Origin of the sequence: Streptomyces sp. GS7 (assembly GCF_009834125.1) — a bacterium.
Lineage (GTDB): Bacteria > Actinomycetota > Actinomycetes > Streptomycetales > Streptomycetaceae > Streptomyces.
In genome coordinates this window covers 57,939-72,676 of record NZ_CP047146.1, presented here as the reverse complement: position 1 = coordinate 72,676, position 14,738 = coordinate 57,939, and the positions used below count along the sequence as shown (strand labels likewise).

The following is a 14,738-nucleotide window of genomic DNA, read 5'->3' as shown; positions in this document are numbered from 1 at the left end:
CCTATCGCATCACCGCCGACAGCCCCCCCCCCGCACACTCCGCGCCGTCTGAAACCACGCTCCGGCGACTGTCAAAAGCTGACTTCACTTACCCAGGGGCGCGCCGGGCGGCGCGCCGGGCGGCCCGGCCGCCCCGCCGGGCCGCGGCCTGGCGAACGGTCCCGGCGGACGCCCGCCGCCCGCACACCACCACGCACCCAGGAGTACTCGCCAGCGGACAACCGCCGTACAGGGCGGGGTGTTGTGGCTGGGGCCGACGGTCTGCGTCGCCCAGCCCGAGGTGTGCATGGGGTGCCGGGGGACGTCGGGAGATCGTCGAAGCGGGAGCCCCTGCCTCCACGGCTCGTGTCGGTGGGCGCCTTTGGCTACAGCCCGCAGGAGCCGCGGTCGAGGTGGAAGTATCGGGCATTGGCCCAGCGGCACAGCCGGATACCGACGATGACGCCGACGATGGTGATCAGGGCAGGCAGGTATCCGCTGGCGACCTGGATGATCGGGATTGCGGGGCACCCACCTGAGATCGCCCAGCCCGTACCGAACAACACCGCGCCGGGGATCACGCCGGCGTGGATGCGCCCTGGGGTGCGACGGACCCGCAGCAGAGCGAACGCGCACACGATGATCACCACGGCGCCGGCGAAGGAGAGGAGCATGCGCAGGTCCTGGAAGGTGAACATGCGGTTCAGCTCGGCGTAGTCGCCGAAGCCGATGTTGGTGACGGTATAGCCGAGGGCCAGTCCGGTGAGGATGTTGGCCAGCAGAATCGCGCCTCGGGTGCGCATCAGATCACCTTCCACAGGAGGAACGACACCACGACGGCGGTGCCGAAGAACACGGCGGTCGCGACGATGCTGACCGGGCGCAGCCGACCGCAGCCGCTGAGTCCGTGGCCGGAGCTGCACCCACCGGCCAGCCGCGTGCCGAAGCCGACCAGCACGCCACCCACGAACAGCACGGCGATCATGGTGGCCGGATTGGCGGTGACCAGGTTCCGGAAACCCGGGCCCATGTCGTGGCGGAGGTGGAACCGCCCGGAGGTGACCGCGGCGACGAGCCCGCCGAGGAAGACCGACATCAGCAGGGCAGCCTGGGTGACCAGCGGGGCCGGGCGCAGGCTCGTGGCCGCGGGGCGCTCACCCGCTGCCGGTTCGGCGTCCGCTTCGAGCGGTCGCGACGTCCCGTACGGTTCCTGCGGCACGGTGGACGCGCCGGTGCCGGTACCGAAGTGCTCCGCTGTAGCTGCGGCGAGCGCCTCGGCGAGAGCTTGATCGTCGGTGAACTCCTCGTCCATCTGCTCGAGGCGGCGTTCCCGGCGCCAGTGCAACACGCGATCCCACGCGGCCGACACCCCGAGAGACCGATCGGTGATGAGGGTGTGGTTGATGGTGACCAGAGCGAGCCCGATAGCGCCCGCCCACCAGGGCCAGTAGGTACTCATGCGGGTCCTCTCATCCAATCGGCAAGTCGAGCCCACCAGCCGCGCTTCGGGCTGGGCGCTTGCCCCGTGTGTGGAGCGAGGCTGTCTGAAGGCCGGGCAACCTGCGGGGGCGGTGACGGTTGGTTGGGCCGGACAGCTGCTGGCGGAGGTGTTGCCCCGAACTGGGCCCTGGCCTCCGGTATCGCGGTTCCGGGTCCTGACTGCTCATGTGGCCGGGTCGGCGCTGGCTGGGGCCAGGACGCGGTCTCCGGTGACCCGGGAGCGGACCGTGGCGGTGGGGCCTGCCGGGGTACCGCCGCCGGGCTGGTGGCGCCGGATCGGTCCACCTCGGCCGGGGGTTCGAGGTGTCGCGCGCGGGCTCCGTTGGGCAGCAGGCTGATCGGCACGCGCTCGCCGGTGAGTGACATCTGATAGCGCGCACAGCCGAGCCATCGATCCTCGCTGTCGCAGTAGTATTCGCGCCAACCTTGCAAGCTCGCCCTGAGTAGGGGGAAAAGGGGGCATCCTGCGGCGTGCGAGCAACCCACGTTGCTCCTTCCTGACCGGCGCACCACCCGTTCGGGGAGAGTGGTTGCCGTTCTCGATTCCTGCCCTCACTGCGCCCGGTCGACGGTCTGAAAAGCAATGCGGTGACAGGAAGTGGCAATAAGGTGCTGCGTCTCCGTTCCTCGACCGGGCGTGATGCAATCACCGTTTCAGCATCTCGAGCAACTTCAGGGTATTTTTCAATCGGGTCACTTGGCGCCACTTGGCGTGATATTCCACGCAACGGTTATGAGACTTCTGTCTCTCATGTCTGGACATCCACGACCAGCATGGCGGCCACTTGTGTCGCAATTCGACCTCATGATTGCGGCTCGTGCCGGTACAAGTCAGATTTTTGGGGAGAGGGTGAAACCACCGGAGTCTCTTGTGGTGATGGCGTGGATATCGTGGATCTTGAATGAAGAGCCAATGGAGGGGAGTTATGTGTCAACGTGCTGCCTGTCGGTCGTGCCGGAAGGCGACCTATGAGGGCTGCGGGAGGCATGTGGACCAAGTGATGATGGGCGTGCCGATGGCTCAGCGGTGCATGTGTGAGCCTGCGGAGCGCCGGGGTGCGCGCACAGCGGAGGCGTCGACGCGAGCGGAGTCGGCGCGAGCCCGTCAGGGCGGGTCGTCGCAACGCACGCGGACTCCCGAGCATTCAGAGGGTTCACCGAGTCGATCGGGAGCCGGCTTGTGGGCTCGGCTCGTCGAGTGGATGAAAAGCCCCACATGAGGCAATCGCAATCACCCGATTGCGCCCCTCTCGGGCACTTTTGCTTAAGGAAGTTGGCTATTGACCAGTTGTAGCCGTCGTGGACGCGTGCGAGAGGGCGACCACGCCGGCCGCCGGCGCCATGCGACGGGTCACCGGCGTCCTGGCGCGCTGGGTGAGCGCGGTATGAGCACCGGTGCGCCTGGGCGAGGCCACCTCGGGCCCGCACCCCCACCCGCACCTCGCAGCACTGCGCCCCGCCGACCAAGCGATCGACGGGGCGCAGAATCCAGGCCCCGAATGACCAGCAGTACAAAGAGGATTTTCGGGGCCCAGTAGCCGTCAGAGCCCGGCTATGCCGGAAAAGCCGGCCTGGCCCGAGATGGGGCCGGTGACCTGGATGCCACCGCCGCCGCTGATCGTGCCGCTGGGCAGACCCGGCAGGCCCGGCAGTCCCGGCAGCCCGGGCAGGCCCGGAAGCGCGGACGTGCCGTCCTGAACCATGTCGCCGAGAACGCCGCCGGAAACGCTGTCCAGGTCGGCCTCGGAAATCTCTCGGGTCTCGACGGGGGTGAAGTCGTTACGCATGACTGTCCTTTCCACTGGTGGCTTGGCGCGAGAGCAAACCATGCCGACCGGCCGCCCGGCGACCCCGGCTCATCGGTAATTTCTGCCGAGGTTCCCAATATCCCCACATGCCGACCCGTGGGACCGTTCACGGGATCGCGGAAACTCCTTCACATGCCTTGCGAGATCCGACGCCCGTGGCCGGTTTACGGCACCATCGCCGCCGGAAACCGGTGGGACATGTCGGCATTCGAGTCCGGCCAGGGCGCGGCGGGCCCGGGTGATACGAGGAGCCTGTGGTCTTCCTGTGCGCTTCGCGGATGGTGCCCTCAAAGAAATTCCGCCCGCGCTACCTGCACCGCCTCCGCCGGAGCCTTACCTGCCGCCATCGGCCGCATCGGCACCGACACCTTCCCCGGCGACGACGTCGGCCTTCACGACTACAACCACGTCGTGAAGGCCGACGTCACACAGGCTCCGAATCGACCGACAGCATCCGATCGGTGTGGGGCCCCTCCGCTGTTCGGAGCCTGCCGACGAGCAGGTGTCCCAGCTGTTCGACTGTCCGGTGAGAGCTCTCACCTGCGGAAACCGACCGGATCGCGCGAAGCGGCGCTGTCTGGGCTGTCCGGTCACAGAAGGCTGAAACAGGCTGGCAGGCCACCTTGGGGAGTTCTACAGGCAGTTGACTCCGTACCGCGGAGAGGCCGTCACCGCCTTTGAAGGACGCCTCGGGGAAGTACTCCCGCCTGAATCAGCGGATCGCCTCATCCATCAGGGCATATCGCCTCATCCATCAGGACATACAGAAGGCCGACGAGCGACCCGCTGCTGATGATCTCCCGGCGGTCGATCATCCCGCGCACGTCGGCGAGCGGGATCCACTCGATGCGGTCGGATCCCCGTCCTCTATGAGGCCCACGGGCAACCTAGTGGAGGCGGGCCAGCAGGTGGGCGTCGAGGAAGCCCCGCTCGGAGGCCGGGTCGTGGAGCAGCCGGGCGAACGTGACGAGCCCGGCCCCGGCCAGCAGCTCGGCGAACCGGTCAACCGGCCAGCTATAGGCGGGCGTCACCTTGTGATCGAAGCGGACCGGCTCGGGTCCGTCGGTCGCGAAGAACGAGACCAGGAGCAGGCCCCCTGACGCCAGGACACGCACCTGCTCGGCGAGCAGCGCGGGTAGTTCCCCAGGAGGGGTGTGGATCATCGAGTAGTGGGCCAGCACGCCGCCGAGCGCGCCGTCCTCGACCGGCAGGTCCTCCATCCGCGCCTCGTCGAACCGCAGCGCCGGATGGGCCCGCCGGGCATGGTCGATCATGCCCGGGGAGAGGTCGAGCCCGAAGGCGTCCAGCCCCAGGTCGTGCAGCATGGCCGTCAGATGTCCGGGCCCGCACCCGACGTCGGCTGCCCGCGGGTTCCCCGTCCCGCGCACCAGCTCGGCGAAGGTGCCGATCATGTTCCGCGAGAACGGTTGCGTCTCCAACCGATTAGCGAACTTCGATGCATACAGCTCGACGACCTCGTCGTAGGCCGCCCTGGTCCCGTCCTGGTGTTCCCCCACGGGAAAGAAGCTAACACCCGCGCACGTTCGCAGCTTCTCAAGCCCCGAGCCGCCCCCCACCCCCAGGGCGTGTCCTATGAGTCCAGCAGCAAGGGCACGTTCAGCCAGTGACGTCCAGGGCGCCGCAGCGACAGCCGCTATCCTCCCGGGCCAGCCGTTCGCGACCAAGCCTCCCTCACCGAACGTGTGGTGAGGGAGGCTTGGACGTGCTGGTGTCCTTCTGACCGGCGCCGACCCATCGGACAGGCACCGGGAACCGACTGCCCCGTCACATGATCGCGGGACAGGCTCCAGGGCAGTCTCCGGAGCGCCGAAACGAAGTCGAGCGGACGATCAACGCCCTCAAGAACTCCCGTGCCGTAGCCACGAGATACGGCACGAGGGCCTACGTCTTCCTCGTCCGCCGGATAGGACGGTGTCCGCCGGGCAAGTCGGCGATACCGAGGGTCAGTTCTGGTTCACCGGCCAGACTGCAGCCGGGTCGCAGTGGGCAGGGCAGGCCAGCAGATAGACCTCGTTGCCGAGGAAAAGCCCGTAGGTGTTGGCGTCGACGCTGTAGGGCTGCTCTGGTTGGCCGGGGTGGACGGCGAATTCCATGCCCTCCGGCACCTGGCAGAGGTACACCAGCTCGGCGCCGCACGCGCACCGGTAGAATTCGGGGCCCTGCGCCCAGGATGGCGCACCGCCCACTTTGAATGTCTGGGCTCCCAGCCCTTGCGCGTCGGGACTGTCCACGAAGGGGCGCAGTTGCAGCGGTAGCGCGCACAGGGATGGTTCCGGCTCCGCCGCCGGCAGCGTCGCGTGGCGCTGGAGCAGCAAGCTCCAGAACGGACGCGGATAGGGCGGGTGTGGAGCTTCCCAGTACCGGGGCACGAGTCGCCCGTCGGTCAATTGCGGGTCGGATGCGTCGTTGTGCGCGCGGCAGTGAAAGACCAACAGGTGGTCGCCGCCGAAAGGTTCCAGGTCCGGGGGGATATCGAGCTGGAAGAACAGCGCCATCCGCTCGCCGCAGAAACACTCCGGCCACTCCTGGTCCTCGTCGAGGAAGGGCCAGCCGCCCACCGAGTTCCGTACCGGCCGGACCAGAGGTTCGGTTCCGACCTCGATCGCGCGCGCAGGCAACCCCGCCCGCATTCCCCGCACATCAGGTTCGACCATCCGCTCACTCTAAGGGCTGCCCGATAACTGCTGACCACGGGTGAGAGGGCCATGGTGTGCCTGGTGTGATCACGGCGTCGGAGCCGTACTGGACAGCCCCTTGCTCCGGGCTGAGGCCACATCGGTTCCGCAAGTTGACCAACGCGCTTCGGCGAGACGGGCAGACCGCCCGGCAATTCCCTCACTCGAAGCGGGGCACTCGCGAGTGGGGCTCACCGACAGTTCGCCAGAGCGCCGCTCGATTCACCAGCGGCAATGGCGGGAGTGGCATTACTGGTGTCTTGCGGCGGATCCGGCTTATCGATCTTCTTGAGGCCGGAACGACCATCCGCCATCGCCTTCTCCCACGCGACGCCATCACCATCCAGGAAACGAATAAATTCATGCGCCCCGAGGTAATATTTGTGAAGCTGTTCGACTTTCTGCAAACTGCAAGGCGGAATTTCATCGAAGTAGACATACCGCTTCACGTCCTCGAACACCATGACCACCTTGGCGATCGCGGCATCACTGCGATTCAAGATGGTCAGAGACTCCGCCTGCCCTTGGGGGTTGCTCTGGAAGGAGTACGAGACCAGCGATGCTTGAGCTTTCTCACTCTCTTCCTCGGAACGACGCTCCGTCCTTTTCGCCTGATCACTGGCATCCCTGGCAATCTGGGCTCCATAGATGGAGTTTCCCAGTGCGATGACCGCCACTGCCAGGCTCCCCCACGCCGCCCAGGCCGTAGGCTCCGGACGCTTCTTCTTTTTCTTCTTCTCCCGCTTGCCGGAGTCATCAGGCGGCTGGGGGCTGTCCGATGTCATGTATCCAGGAGTACATCCGGATGTGACCGAATGCCTGACGGGGTACTCCGAACGCGACACGAGGCAGCCTGATCCCTGAGGATGGCCTTATGCCTTATGGACGGACTTCCGCAGAGCAAGCCGCACAAGAGGGGCCGCCCCTATGAGGGAAGAGCAACAGCCACTCCGCGACACCGGGAAAGTCTCCATCTTCCGGTCTCTCTGGTCGCGTTCACGAGCCCAGGCCGAGGAGGACGCCGAGGACGGCCGGTCCGTCGTCATGCCCGTGCAGGGCGTGAAACCACCGCTTCAGCAGGTCTTCCGTCGGCTGGTCATGGCCCTTGTGGTGCTGGCACTCACGACGTTCGTCGTGTGGGTCGACCGTGCCGGGTACCACGACAACGCCGGCGGGACCGTCGGTCTCCTCGACTCGGCGTACTACGCGACCGTGACCCTTTCGACCACGGGCTACGGCGACATCACCCCGGTCAGCGACGGCGCTCGGCTGGCCAACATCTTCGTCGTCACGCCGCTGCGCGTCCTGTTCCTGATCATCTTGGTCGGCACCACGCTGGAAGTGCTCACCGAGCGCACCCGGCATCAAGTACGCGTTCATCGCTGGCGTTCCCGTATGCGCGACCACATCGTCGTCATCGGGTACGGAACCAAGGGCCGGCACACCGTCGAAACCCTGGTCGGCCAGGGCGTATCGAAGCAGAAGATCGTTGTGGTCGATCCGCAGAAGCAGACGGTGGATGCAGCCGGCAACGACGGGCTCGTGGGGGTCCTCGGGGATGCGACCCGTTCCGACGCGCTGCGCAGGGCCGAGTTGCACCGGGCCTCGAAGGTGGTCGTCGCCACCCATCGGGACGAGACAGCCGCCCTGGTGACGCTGACCGCGCGCCAGCTCAACAGGCACGCCTCCATCGTGGTGGCGGTCCGGGAGGACGAGAACATCCCGCTGCTGAAGCAGAGCGGAGCCGACACGGTCATCACGAGCTCCAGCTCGGCGGGCCAGCTGCTCGGTATGGCGATGACCAGCCCGAGCGCGAGCACCGTCCTGGAAGAACTGATGACGTACGGAAGCGGACTGGACCTCAAGGAGCGCGCGGTGGCGAAGTCCGAGGCGGGACGTTCCCCCCGCGAGTGCAGTGACCTGGTCGTGGCCGTCCTACGAGGGGGCAGGGTGCTGGACTACACCGAGCCCGAGGCCGCGACGCTCCAGCTCACGGACCGGCTGATCACCGTTCAGCGGGCAACGTCCGGGGACCACGTGAACTGAAAGCGTGTGTTCCGTCCGGCACGGTGTCGACTCCGGCGTCTCCCTTGCCGTTGCTCGCGGGTGCGTTCGGTCGGCACCTCCAGGACCGTGCCGACCAGGATGGTCAGGAAGACCACGCGCGGTGGCGTGACGAGCAGGATGTTCAGCAGCCGGGCGCCGGCGCTGCAGGGGACGATGCCGCCGTGTCCCGTCGTGGAGAGGGTGACGGTCGCGTGAGAGACGCAGTCGAGCGGATCGAGGGGCCCGCCGGCGTTGTCGTGGTACCCCTTGCGGTCGCTCCAGACGATGAAGACCGTCGCGACGAGCACGGGCAGGGCCATCAGCGGCCGTCGGGCGACCTGCCGTATCGGCGCCTTCGGAGTGCGGCGGGGCGGATCACCCGGTGGGACCGGTCCTCGGGAGGCTCACGTGACGCGGCGTGGTGGGACGGGAGCTTCACGCGGGGCCTCCCGCAGGATCCGCGGCGTCGTAGGGCGCGCCGGGGGCGGTCCAGCCCGCTGACCAGCTCGCCGGCCAGGGGAGTTCGAGGAGTTCGACCTCGGCGCCGTACTCCGCGCCGCCGGGCGGGATCACGGCCATCGCGTCGGCGGCGGCGATGCCGCGCAGCATGGCGGGACCCTGGAAATGCAGCGGCGTGGCCACCAGTCCGTGCCGTTCGTCGTCGCGGTAGGCGACCGGGACGAGCCGGGTGTCGTGCGGATGGCCGTGAACGGCGGCGGCCAGCGGCGCGCGGTACGGGGCGGCGGGCCGGCGGGCGGCGAGGGCACGGAGCAGCGGCTCGGCGAGGGTGAGCAAGCCGGACACCGCGGCGAGAGGGTTCCCGGGGAGGCCGACGAGGTGCCGGCGCGGTGCGAGGCGGGCCAGCAGCATGGGGTGGCCGGGGCGCACCGCCACCCCGTCCACCAGCAGCTCGGCGCCCAGCCGGCGCAGGGTGGGGTGCACGTGGTCGACGGGGCCCGACGCGGTACCGCCGGTGGTGACGACCAGGTCGGCGGTGGACCCGGCGAGGGCCTCGTACAGCGTGTCGGCGTCGTCGGCGAGATGCCGCGGCGCGGCCGCCTCGGCGCCGAGTTCCCGCAGCCAGGGCGCGAGCATCGGGCCGAGCGCGTCCCGGATCCGGCCGTCCTCGGGCAGCCCCTGGCGCAGCAACTCGTCGCCCAGGACCAGCACTTCGACGGCGGGCCGGGGGTAGACGGCCAGCTCGTCGTAGCCGGCCGCCGCGGCCAGGCCGAGGACCGCGGGGGTCACCACGGCGCCGGCCGGGAGCAGGTGGTCGCCGCGGCGGCACTCCTGGCCGCGCGGGCGGATGTCCTGACCGGGCGGCACCGGGCGCGGCGCGTACAGCCGGGCGCGGCCGTCGGGCAGGTCGAGGACCTCGCCGTGCTCGCTGCGCAGTACGGCGGTGGCGCCGGGCGGGATGCGGGCGCCGGTGGCGATCGGGATCGCATGGCCGTCGGGGAGCGCTTCGGTGGTGGCGTGGCCGGCGAGGATGCCGGCGGACGGGCCGGGCTCGCCGTCGTCCTCCGCGGGGCGGACGACGCGCCAGGGGCCGGGGCCGGAGACCGCCCAGCCGTCCATGGCCGAGGTGTCGAACGACGGCAGGTCGGTGAGCGCCGTCAGGGCCGCGGCGAGCGTGCGGCCGAGCGCGTCGCCGAGCGCGGCCGTCCCGGGCTCGGGCGGCTCGGGCACCGCCCGCGCGGCGACGTCCCGGGCCGTGGGCCAGGAGGTGGCCGGGCGGCCGGCGTGCGGCCGGGCCTTCCCGGGACCGGGCCCGGCGGGGTGGTGCGGGCCGTCCCCGCCGCCGGTGCCTCCGTGGCCACCGGCGCCGGACGGTCCGCTGTCGCGGGCGCCGTACGGCCCGTCCGCGGCACCGGACCGCAGGCGCGCCGGGGCGACGTCGTTGACCAGCGCGAGCGCATCGTCGAACGGGTCCCCGGTCACCTCGCGGAACGCGCCGCCGAACTCCCCGTCGGTCATTGCGCGGGCTTCGCTTCGCTGCCGGCGCCGCCCGCCTCCGCCGCCTTGGCCGCCGGTGCTTCCTCGGCCTCGGCCTCCGCGGCCCAGCGGTCGGCCAGCGCGGCGGTACGCTGCGCCAGCTCGGCCACGTCCCGGCCCTGTTGGGCCGCCGCGTAACCGACGAGGAAGGTCGTCAGCGGCGCGGCGGGGCGGGCCACGCCGTGCGCCGCGTCCCGCGCGAGGTCGAGAAGCGCCGCCGTGTCGACATCGAGGTCGATGCCCAGTTCGGCCTTGACTGCGGTGATCCATTCGTCCAACACGTGTCCATGCTCCCTGATACGGGCGCGAGCCGCGCTGATGTCTTCCCAGGTGTCGCAGTCGAAGGAGGCCGTGGACGTGGCGTCCTGGACCCGCGTGAGCGCCAGCGCGGACGTCAGGCGGCGCAGCGGCAGCCCGGCCAGGGTGCCGTGTTCGGCGCGCAGCAGGTCGAGCCGGCGGCGCACCGGCGCCGCACCGTAGGCGGCCACCAGCGGCTGGTCGCGGCCCTCGGCATCGCACAGCAGCGCACCGTCCCGGGGCGCGGCGCCGTGCGCGGTCGCCGCCTGGAGGAGGTCCCGTACGGTCGCGGCCGTCAGGAACGGCAGATCGGCGGAGAGGACCAGCACCGTCGGCGCGGTGGTGTGCCGCAGCCCGGCGTCCAGCGCGGCGAGCGGGCCGCCGCCGGGCGGGTCCTCCAGGGCGTGGACGACGGCGCGGACGGTGGGGCGGCCGGGGCCGACGACGACCGTGACCGCGGCGTCGGGGCAGGCGGCCAGCACCCGGTCCAGCAGCGGACGGCCGCCGACGGACAGGGCGGGCTTGTCGGCCCCGCCGAGCCGCCGGGCCGCGCCCCCGGCCAGCACGATGGCGTCGTGGACGGTGTGGTCGCTCATCCCTTGAGTATCACCAGGGGTGACGCGATCACACAGCCCTGGACCCGGTCATCCCGTCACGGCCGTCACAGCCGGCGCACCGCCCGCCCAGAGGGCGGCCGGTCGCGCCGGCCCGGCGGTCAGAGCCCGCGCAGCAGCAGCGCGGGCCGCTCCACGCAGTCGGCCACATAGCGCAGGAACCCGCCCGCGGTGCCGCCGTCGCACACCCGGTGGTCGAAGGTGAACGAGAGCTGGACGACCTGACGGACGGCCAACTCGCCTTCGTGGACCCAGGGTTTGGCGGATATCCGGCCGACGCCGAGCATCGCCGCCTCGGGGTGGTTGATGATCGGCGTGGAGCCGTCGACCCCGAAGACGCCGTAGTTGTTGAGCGTGAACGTGCCGTGGGTCAGCTCGGCCAGCGACAGCCCACCGGCGCGCGCGGTCTCGGTGAGCCGGGCCATTTCGGCGGACAGCTCCTCGACCGTGCGGTTCTGCGCGTCCCGGACGACCGGCACCACCAGGCCGCGGTCGGTCTGCGCCGCGAAGCCCAGATGGACGGCGGGCAGCCGGACGATCTCCTGGGTGGAGGTGTCGACGGTGGCGTTCAGCTCCGGATAACGGGCGAGCGCGGCCGTGCAGATCCGGGCCAGCAGCGCGAGCAGCGACACCTTGGGAGCGCCGGGCACATTCATCGCCTTGCGGGCGGCGAGGAGTTCGGTGGCGTCGGCGTCCACCCAGCAGGTCGCGTCCGGGATCTCCCGGCGGCTGCGGCTGAACTTCTCGGCGGCGGCGCCGCGCATCCCCCGGAGCGGGATCCGCTCCTCCCCGGGGACGGCCGCGGTGCCCGTACCGAGGGCGGCTCCGGCGGCGGCCGTCTCCCGCTCGCGCAGCGCCCCGATCGCGGACTCGACGTCCGTACGGAGAATCAGCCCGTCGCGGCCGGATCCCGTCAACCCCCGCAGATCCAGGCCGTGTTCCCGCGCGATACGGCGCACCAGCGGAGAGATGACGGCGACCGTACGGGTGCCTGCGGCCTCGGCTCCGGCCGCGGCCGCCCGGGTGCCGGTGGGCACGGGGGCAGCGGCCGCGGACGCTGTCGCCTCAGGGGACTTCGCCGACGCCCGCGCCCCGGGGCCGGCCGGCGTCCCGGGCCGGACCCGCCGCCGGCGTGCCGCCGACGCGCTCGTCCCGTACCCGACCAGCACATTGCCCGACCCGGAATCCGCCGCGTCCTCCCCGGCGGGGGCAGGGGCAGGGGGCGCCAACGAGTCCGGCTCCGCGCCCGCGGTGTCCGGTCCCGCCCCACCGCTCGGCGCCAGATCGTCCGCCGCCCCCACGGCGACCGTCACCAGGGCGGCACCCACCGGGACTTCGGCCCCCTCCGCGCCGAAGCGGGCGGTGACCACACCGCCATACGGGCATGGCACCTCGACCATCGCCTTGGCGGTCTCGACCTCCACCACCGGCTGGTCGACGGCCACCACGTCGCCGACCTCGACCAGCCACTGCACGATCACCGCCTCGGTGAGGCCCTCCCCCAGGTCGGGCAGGGTGAACTCGCGGACCACGGCCATCACTCACCACGTCCCTCGGTCCAGTCCGACTCCCACTGGAGGCGGGCGACGGTGTCCAGTATCCGGTCCACACCCGGAAGGTGGTACCTCTCCAACATCGGAGGCGGATAAGGGATGTCGAAACCGGCGACGCGCAGCACCGGCGCCTCCAGGTGGTGGAAGCAACGCTCGGTGATCCGCGCGGCGATCTCGCCGCCCGGGCCGCCGAAGCCGTTGGACTCATGGACGACCACGGCCCGCCCGGTGCGCCGTACGGACGCGCAGACCGTGTCGTCGTCGAACGGCATCAGCGAGCGCAGATCGAGGACTTCCAGGTCCCAGCCCTCGGCCCGGGCGGCCTCGGCGGCCTCCAGGCAGACCGGGAGCGAAGGGCCGTAGGTGATCAGCGTGGCACTGCTGCCGGGGCGCCGGATCACGGCGCGGCCTATGGGGGCCACCGGAGTCGGTGCGTCCGGCGACCAGTCGGCCTTGGACCAGTACAGCCGCTTGGGTTCGAGGAAGACGACCGGGTCGTCGGAGGCGATGGCGGCACGCAGCAGCCCGTACGCGTCCTCGACCGTGGCCGGGGTGACGACCTGGAGGCCGGGGGTGGCGAGGTAGTACGCCTCGGAGGAGTCGCTGTGGTGCTCGACGCCGCCGATCCCGCCGCCGTACGGGATGCGGATGGTGAGCGGCATCGCCACCGCGCCGCGGGTGCGGTTGCGCATCCGGGCGACATGGCTGGCCAGTTGCTCGAACGCCGGGTAGGCGAACGCGTCGAACTGCATCTCCACGACCGGCCGCAGCCCGTACATGGCCATTCCGACGGCGGTGCCCAGGATGCCGGCCTCGGCGAGCGGGGTGTCGATGCAGCGGTCCTCGCCGAACTCCGCGGCCAGCCCGTCGGTGACCCGGAAGACGCCGCCCAGGGCACCGACGTCCTCGCCCATCACATGGACGGACGGGTCCTCGGCCATGGCGTCGTGCAGCGCGCGGGTCAGCGCCTGCGCCATGGTGGCGGGCTTGCGCGCGGTCGCCGGAGCGATGGTGGTCATGGCCTGGCCTCCTGGGCGGGCGCCGCGGCGCCCGCTGCGTGCTCGGTGTGTCCCTCGGCCTCGGCGGCCAGCTCGGCACGCAACTGGGCGGCCTGGTCGCGCAGTTGGCTGGTCTGCCGGGTGAATACGTTGTCGAACAGGTCCATCGGGTCCAGCAGCGGGGTGGCGTTCATCCGCTCCCGCAGGTCGGCCGCCAGGTGCTCGGCGCTCTCCCGGGTGGTGGCGACGAAGGCGTCGGTGAGCAGACCCCGGTCCGTCAGCTCGCGCTCCATCAGGGCTATCGGGTCGTGCGCCCGCCAGGTCTCGACCTCGTCGTCGGTGCGGTAGCGGGTGGCGTCATCGGCGTTGGTGTGCGCCTCAAGGCGGTAGGTCACGGCCTCGACCAGGGTGGGGCCGCCGCCCTCACGGGCCCGCCGTATCGCCTCGGTGAGGACGTCGTGCATCGCGGGCGCGTCATTGCCGTCCACCAGGCGACCGGGCATGCCGTAGCCGACCGCCTTGTGGGCGAGCGACGGCGCGGCGGTCTGCTTGGCGAGCGGGACGGAGATCGCGAAGCCGTTGTTCTGTACGAGGAAGACGACCGGCGCCTGCCACACCGCGGCGAAGTTCAGCGCCTCGTGGAAATCGCCCTCGCTCGTGCCGCCGTCGCCGACCATCGCCAGCGCGACCACGTCGTCGCCCTTGAGGCGGGCGGCGTGTGCCAGGCCCACGGCGTGGGGGAGTTGCGTGGCGAGCGGGGTGCACAGGGGGGCGATGCGGTGCTCGTGCGGGTCGTATCCGGTGTGCCAGTCGCCCCGCAGGAGCGTCAGCGCCTGTACGGGATCGAGGCCGCGGGCCACGGCGGCCAGGGTGTCGCGGTAGCTGGGGAAGAGCCAGTCGCGGTCTTCGAGCGCGAGCGCCGCGGCGACCTGGCATGCCTCCTGCCCTGTGGAGGACGGGTAGACCGCCAGCCGCCCCTGCCGCGTCAGCGCGGTGGCCTGGGCGTTGTACCGACGGCCCCGCACCAGCTCCGCGTACAGCCGCTTCAGCAGCCCCCGGTCGACCCCGCGGGCGGCGTCCGTCCCCAGGAGGCGGTACGGCTTCGCGTCGGGCAGAAGGGGTGCCGGGTCTACGCGGGGCCGCCAGTCGGGCGGCGGTCCGGCCAGGCCGCTCGTGTGCCTTCTGCTGCCGGGCTGCTCAAGGACCGTCATGACGAGCACCTCCTCGGATCGAAGGGGCGGCGCGAGGCGCC

12 protein-coding genes and 2 pseudogenes are annotated in these 14,738 nt (G+C 70.8%); 2 read left to right on the top strand and 12 right to left on the bottom strand.

The features are described 5' to 3' along the window. Window positions 1-365: 365 nt before the first annotated feature. The 4 genes from GR130_RS00330 to GR130_RS00310 all read right to left on the bottom strand — a co-directional run bounded on the left by GR130_RS00330 (window position 366) and on the right by GR130_RS00310 (window position 4,804). The gene (locus tag GR130_RS00330; protein WP_159502858.1) at window positions 366-782 is read right to left on the bottom strand and encodes a YeeE/YedE thiosulfate transporter family protein; all 417 of its coding nucleotides are present in this window, start codon (window positions 780-782) and stop codon (window positions 366-368) included. Continuing rightward, window positions 782-1,438: a YeeE/YedE family protein gene (locus GR130_RS00325; RefSeq protein ID WP_159502857.1), complete on the bottom strand. Its 657-nt coding sequence runs from the start codon at window positions 1,436-1,438 to the stop codon at window positions 782-784. Before GR130_RS00325 ends, GR130_RS00330 begins: the two co-directional genes overlap by 1 nt. Before the next feature lie 1,582 nt (window positions 1,439-3,020). Further along, entirely contained in the window at window positions 3,021-3,266 is a 246-nt protein-coding gene (locus GR130_RS00320; protein WP_159502856.1) for a type A2 lantipeptide, read from the bottom strand. Window positions 3,267-4,174: 908 nt separating this feature from the next. Further along, window positions 4,175-4,804, bottom strand: coding sequence for a class I SAM-dependent methyltransferase (locus tag GR130_RS00310; RefSeq protein ID WP_159502855.1), 630 nt, complete (start codon window positions 4,802-4,804; stop codon window positions 4,175-4,177). A gap of 305 nt (window positions 4,805-5,109) precedes the next feature. On the opposite strand from GR130_RS00310, the pseudogene GR130_RS41725 reads away from it, so the two are divergent. Then, window positions 5,110-5,199, top strand: a pseudogene (locus tag GR130_RS41725) (IS5/IS1182 family transposase); the annotation flags it as partial. Window positions 5,200-5,251: 52 nt separating this feature from the next. On the opposite strand, the gene GR130_RS00305 reads toward GR130_RS41725, so the two are convergent. Beyond that, window positions 5,252-5,962 carry a hypothetical protein gene (locus GR130_RS00305; protein ID WP_236572622.1) on the bottom strand — a complete coding sequence of 237 codons (711 nt, stop codon included), beginning with the start codon at window positions 5,960-5,962 and terminating at the stop codon, window positions 5,252-5,254. Window positions 5,963-6,174: 212 nt separating this feature from the next. Next, complete coding sequence (locus tag GR130_RS00300) at window positions 6,175-6,768, bottom strand: hypothetical protein (RefSeq protein ID WP_159502854.1); 594 nt, start codon at window positions 6,766-6,768, stop codon at window positions 6,175-6,177. Between the two features lie 142 nt (window positions 6,769-6,910). Between GR130_RS00300 and GR130_RS00295 the strand changes: the two genes are divergently transcribed. Continuing rightward, window positions 6,911-8,029 carry a potassium channel family protein gene (locus GR130_RS00295; RefSeq protein ID WP_159502853.1) on the top strand — a complete coding sequence of 373 codons (1,119 nt, stop codon included), beginning with the start codon at window positions 6,911-6,913 and terminating at the stop codon, window positions 8,027-8,029. 35 nt (window positions 8,030-8,064) lie between these two features. On the opposite strand, the pseudogene GR130_RS00290 reads toward GR130_RS00295, so the two are convergent. The 6 genes and pseudogenes from GR130_RS00290 to pdhA all read right to left on the bottom strand — a co-directional run. Then, a pseudogene (locus GR130_RS00290) lies at window positions 8,065-8,468 on the bottom strand (ion channel); the annotation flags it as partial. Further along, a complete protein-coding gene (locus GR130_RS00285) occupies window positions 8,465-10,006 on the bottom strand; it encodes a molybdopterin molybdotransferase MoeA (RefSeq protein WP_159502852.1) in 1,542 nt (513 codons plus the stop codon). The pseudogene GR130_RS00290 and the gene GR130_RS00285, both read right to left, overlap by 4 nt. Beyond that, entirely contained in the window at window positions 10,003-10,917 is a 915-nt protein-coding gene (locus tag GR130_RS00280; RefSeq protein ID WP_159502851.1) for an NTP transferase domain-containing protein, read from the bottom strand. Before GR130_RS00280 ends, GR130_RS00285 begins: the two co-directional genes overlap by 4 nt. Before the next feature lie 119 nt (window positions 10,918-11,036). Beyond that, window positions 11,037-12,473, bottom strand: a complete 1,437-nt coding sequence (locus GR130_RS00275; protein ID WP_159502850.1) for a dihydrolipoamide acetyltransferase family protein — start codon at window positions 12,471-12,473, stop codon at window positions 11,037-11,039. Next, entirely contained in the window at window positions 12,473-13,507 is a 1,035-nt protein-coding gene (locus GR130_RS00270; protein ID WP_159502849.1) for an alpha-ketoacid dehydrogenase subunit beta, read from the bottom strand. Before GR130_RS00270 ends, GR130_RS00275 begins: the two co-directional genes overlap by 1 nt. Next, complete coding sequence (gene pdhA, locus GR130_RS00265; RefSeq protein WP_159502848.1) at window positions 13,504-14,697, bottom strand: pyruvate dehydrogenase (acetyl-transferring) E1 component subunit alpha; 1,194 nt, start codon at window positions 14,695-14,697, stop codon at window positions 13,504-13,506. The genes GR130_RS00270 and pdhA overlap by 4 nt, the downstream gene beginning before the upstream one ends. Window positions 14,698-14,738 lie beyond the last annotated feature (41 nt).

Excerpts from the sequence above, each read along its gene's own strand:
- GR130_RS00270 (WP_159502849.1), bottom strand. The coding sequence starts at position 13,507 with ATGACCACCATCGCTCCGGCGACCGCGCGCAAGCCCGCCACCATGGCG.
- GR130_RS00300 (WP_159502854.1), bottom strand. The coding sequence starts at position 6,768 with ATGACATCGGACAGCCCCCAGCCGCCTGATGACTCCGGCAAGCGGGAG.
- GR130_RS00275 (WP_159502850.1), bottom strand. The coding sequence starts at position 12,473 with ATGGCCGTGGTCCGCGAGTTCACCCTGCCCGACCTGGGGGAGGGCCTC.
- pdhA (WP_159502848.1), bottom strand. The coding sequence starts at position 14,697 with ATGACGGTCCTTGAGCAGCCCGGCAGCAGAAGGCACACGAGCGGCCTG.
- GR130_RS00330 (WP_159502858.1), bottom strand. The coding sequence starts at position 782 with ATGCGCACCCGAGGCGCGATTCTGCTGGCCAACATCCTCACCGGACTG.
- GR130_RS00325 (WP_159502857.1), bottom strand. The coding sequence starts at position 1,438 with ATGAGTACCTACTGGCCCTGGTGGGCGGGCGCTATCGGGCTCGCTCTG.
- GR130_RS00305 (WP_236572622.1), bottom strand. The coding sequence starts at position 5,962 with ATGGTCGAACCTGATGTGCGGGGAATGCGGGCGGGGTTGCCTGCGCGC.
- GR130_RS00285 (WP_159502852.1), bottom strand. The coding sequence starts at position 10,006 with ATGACCGACGGGGAGTTCGGCGGCGCGTTCCGCGAGGTGACCGGGGAC.
- GR130_RS00320 (WP_159502856.1), bottom strand. The coding sequence starts at position 3,266 with ATGCGTAACGACTTCACCCCCGTCGAGACCCGAGAGATTTCCGAGGCC.
- GR130_RS00295 (WP_159502853.1), top strand. The coding sequence starts at position 6,911 with ATGAGGGAAGAGCAACAGCCACTCCGCGACACCGGGAAAGTCTCCATC.
- GR130_RS00280 (WP_159502851.1), bottom strand. The coding sequence starts at position 10,917 with ATGAGCGACCACACCGTCCACGACGCCATCGTGCTGGCCGGGGGCGCG.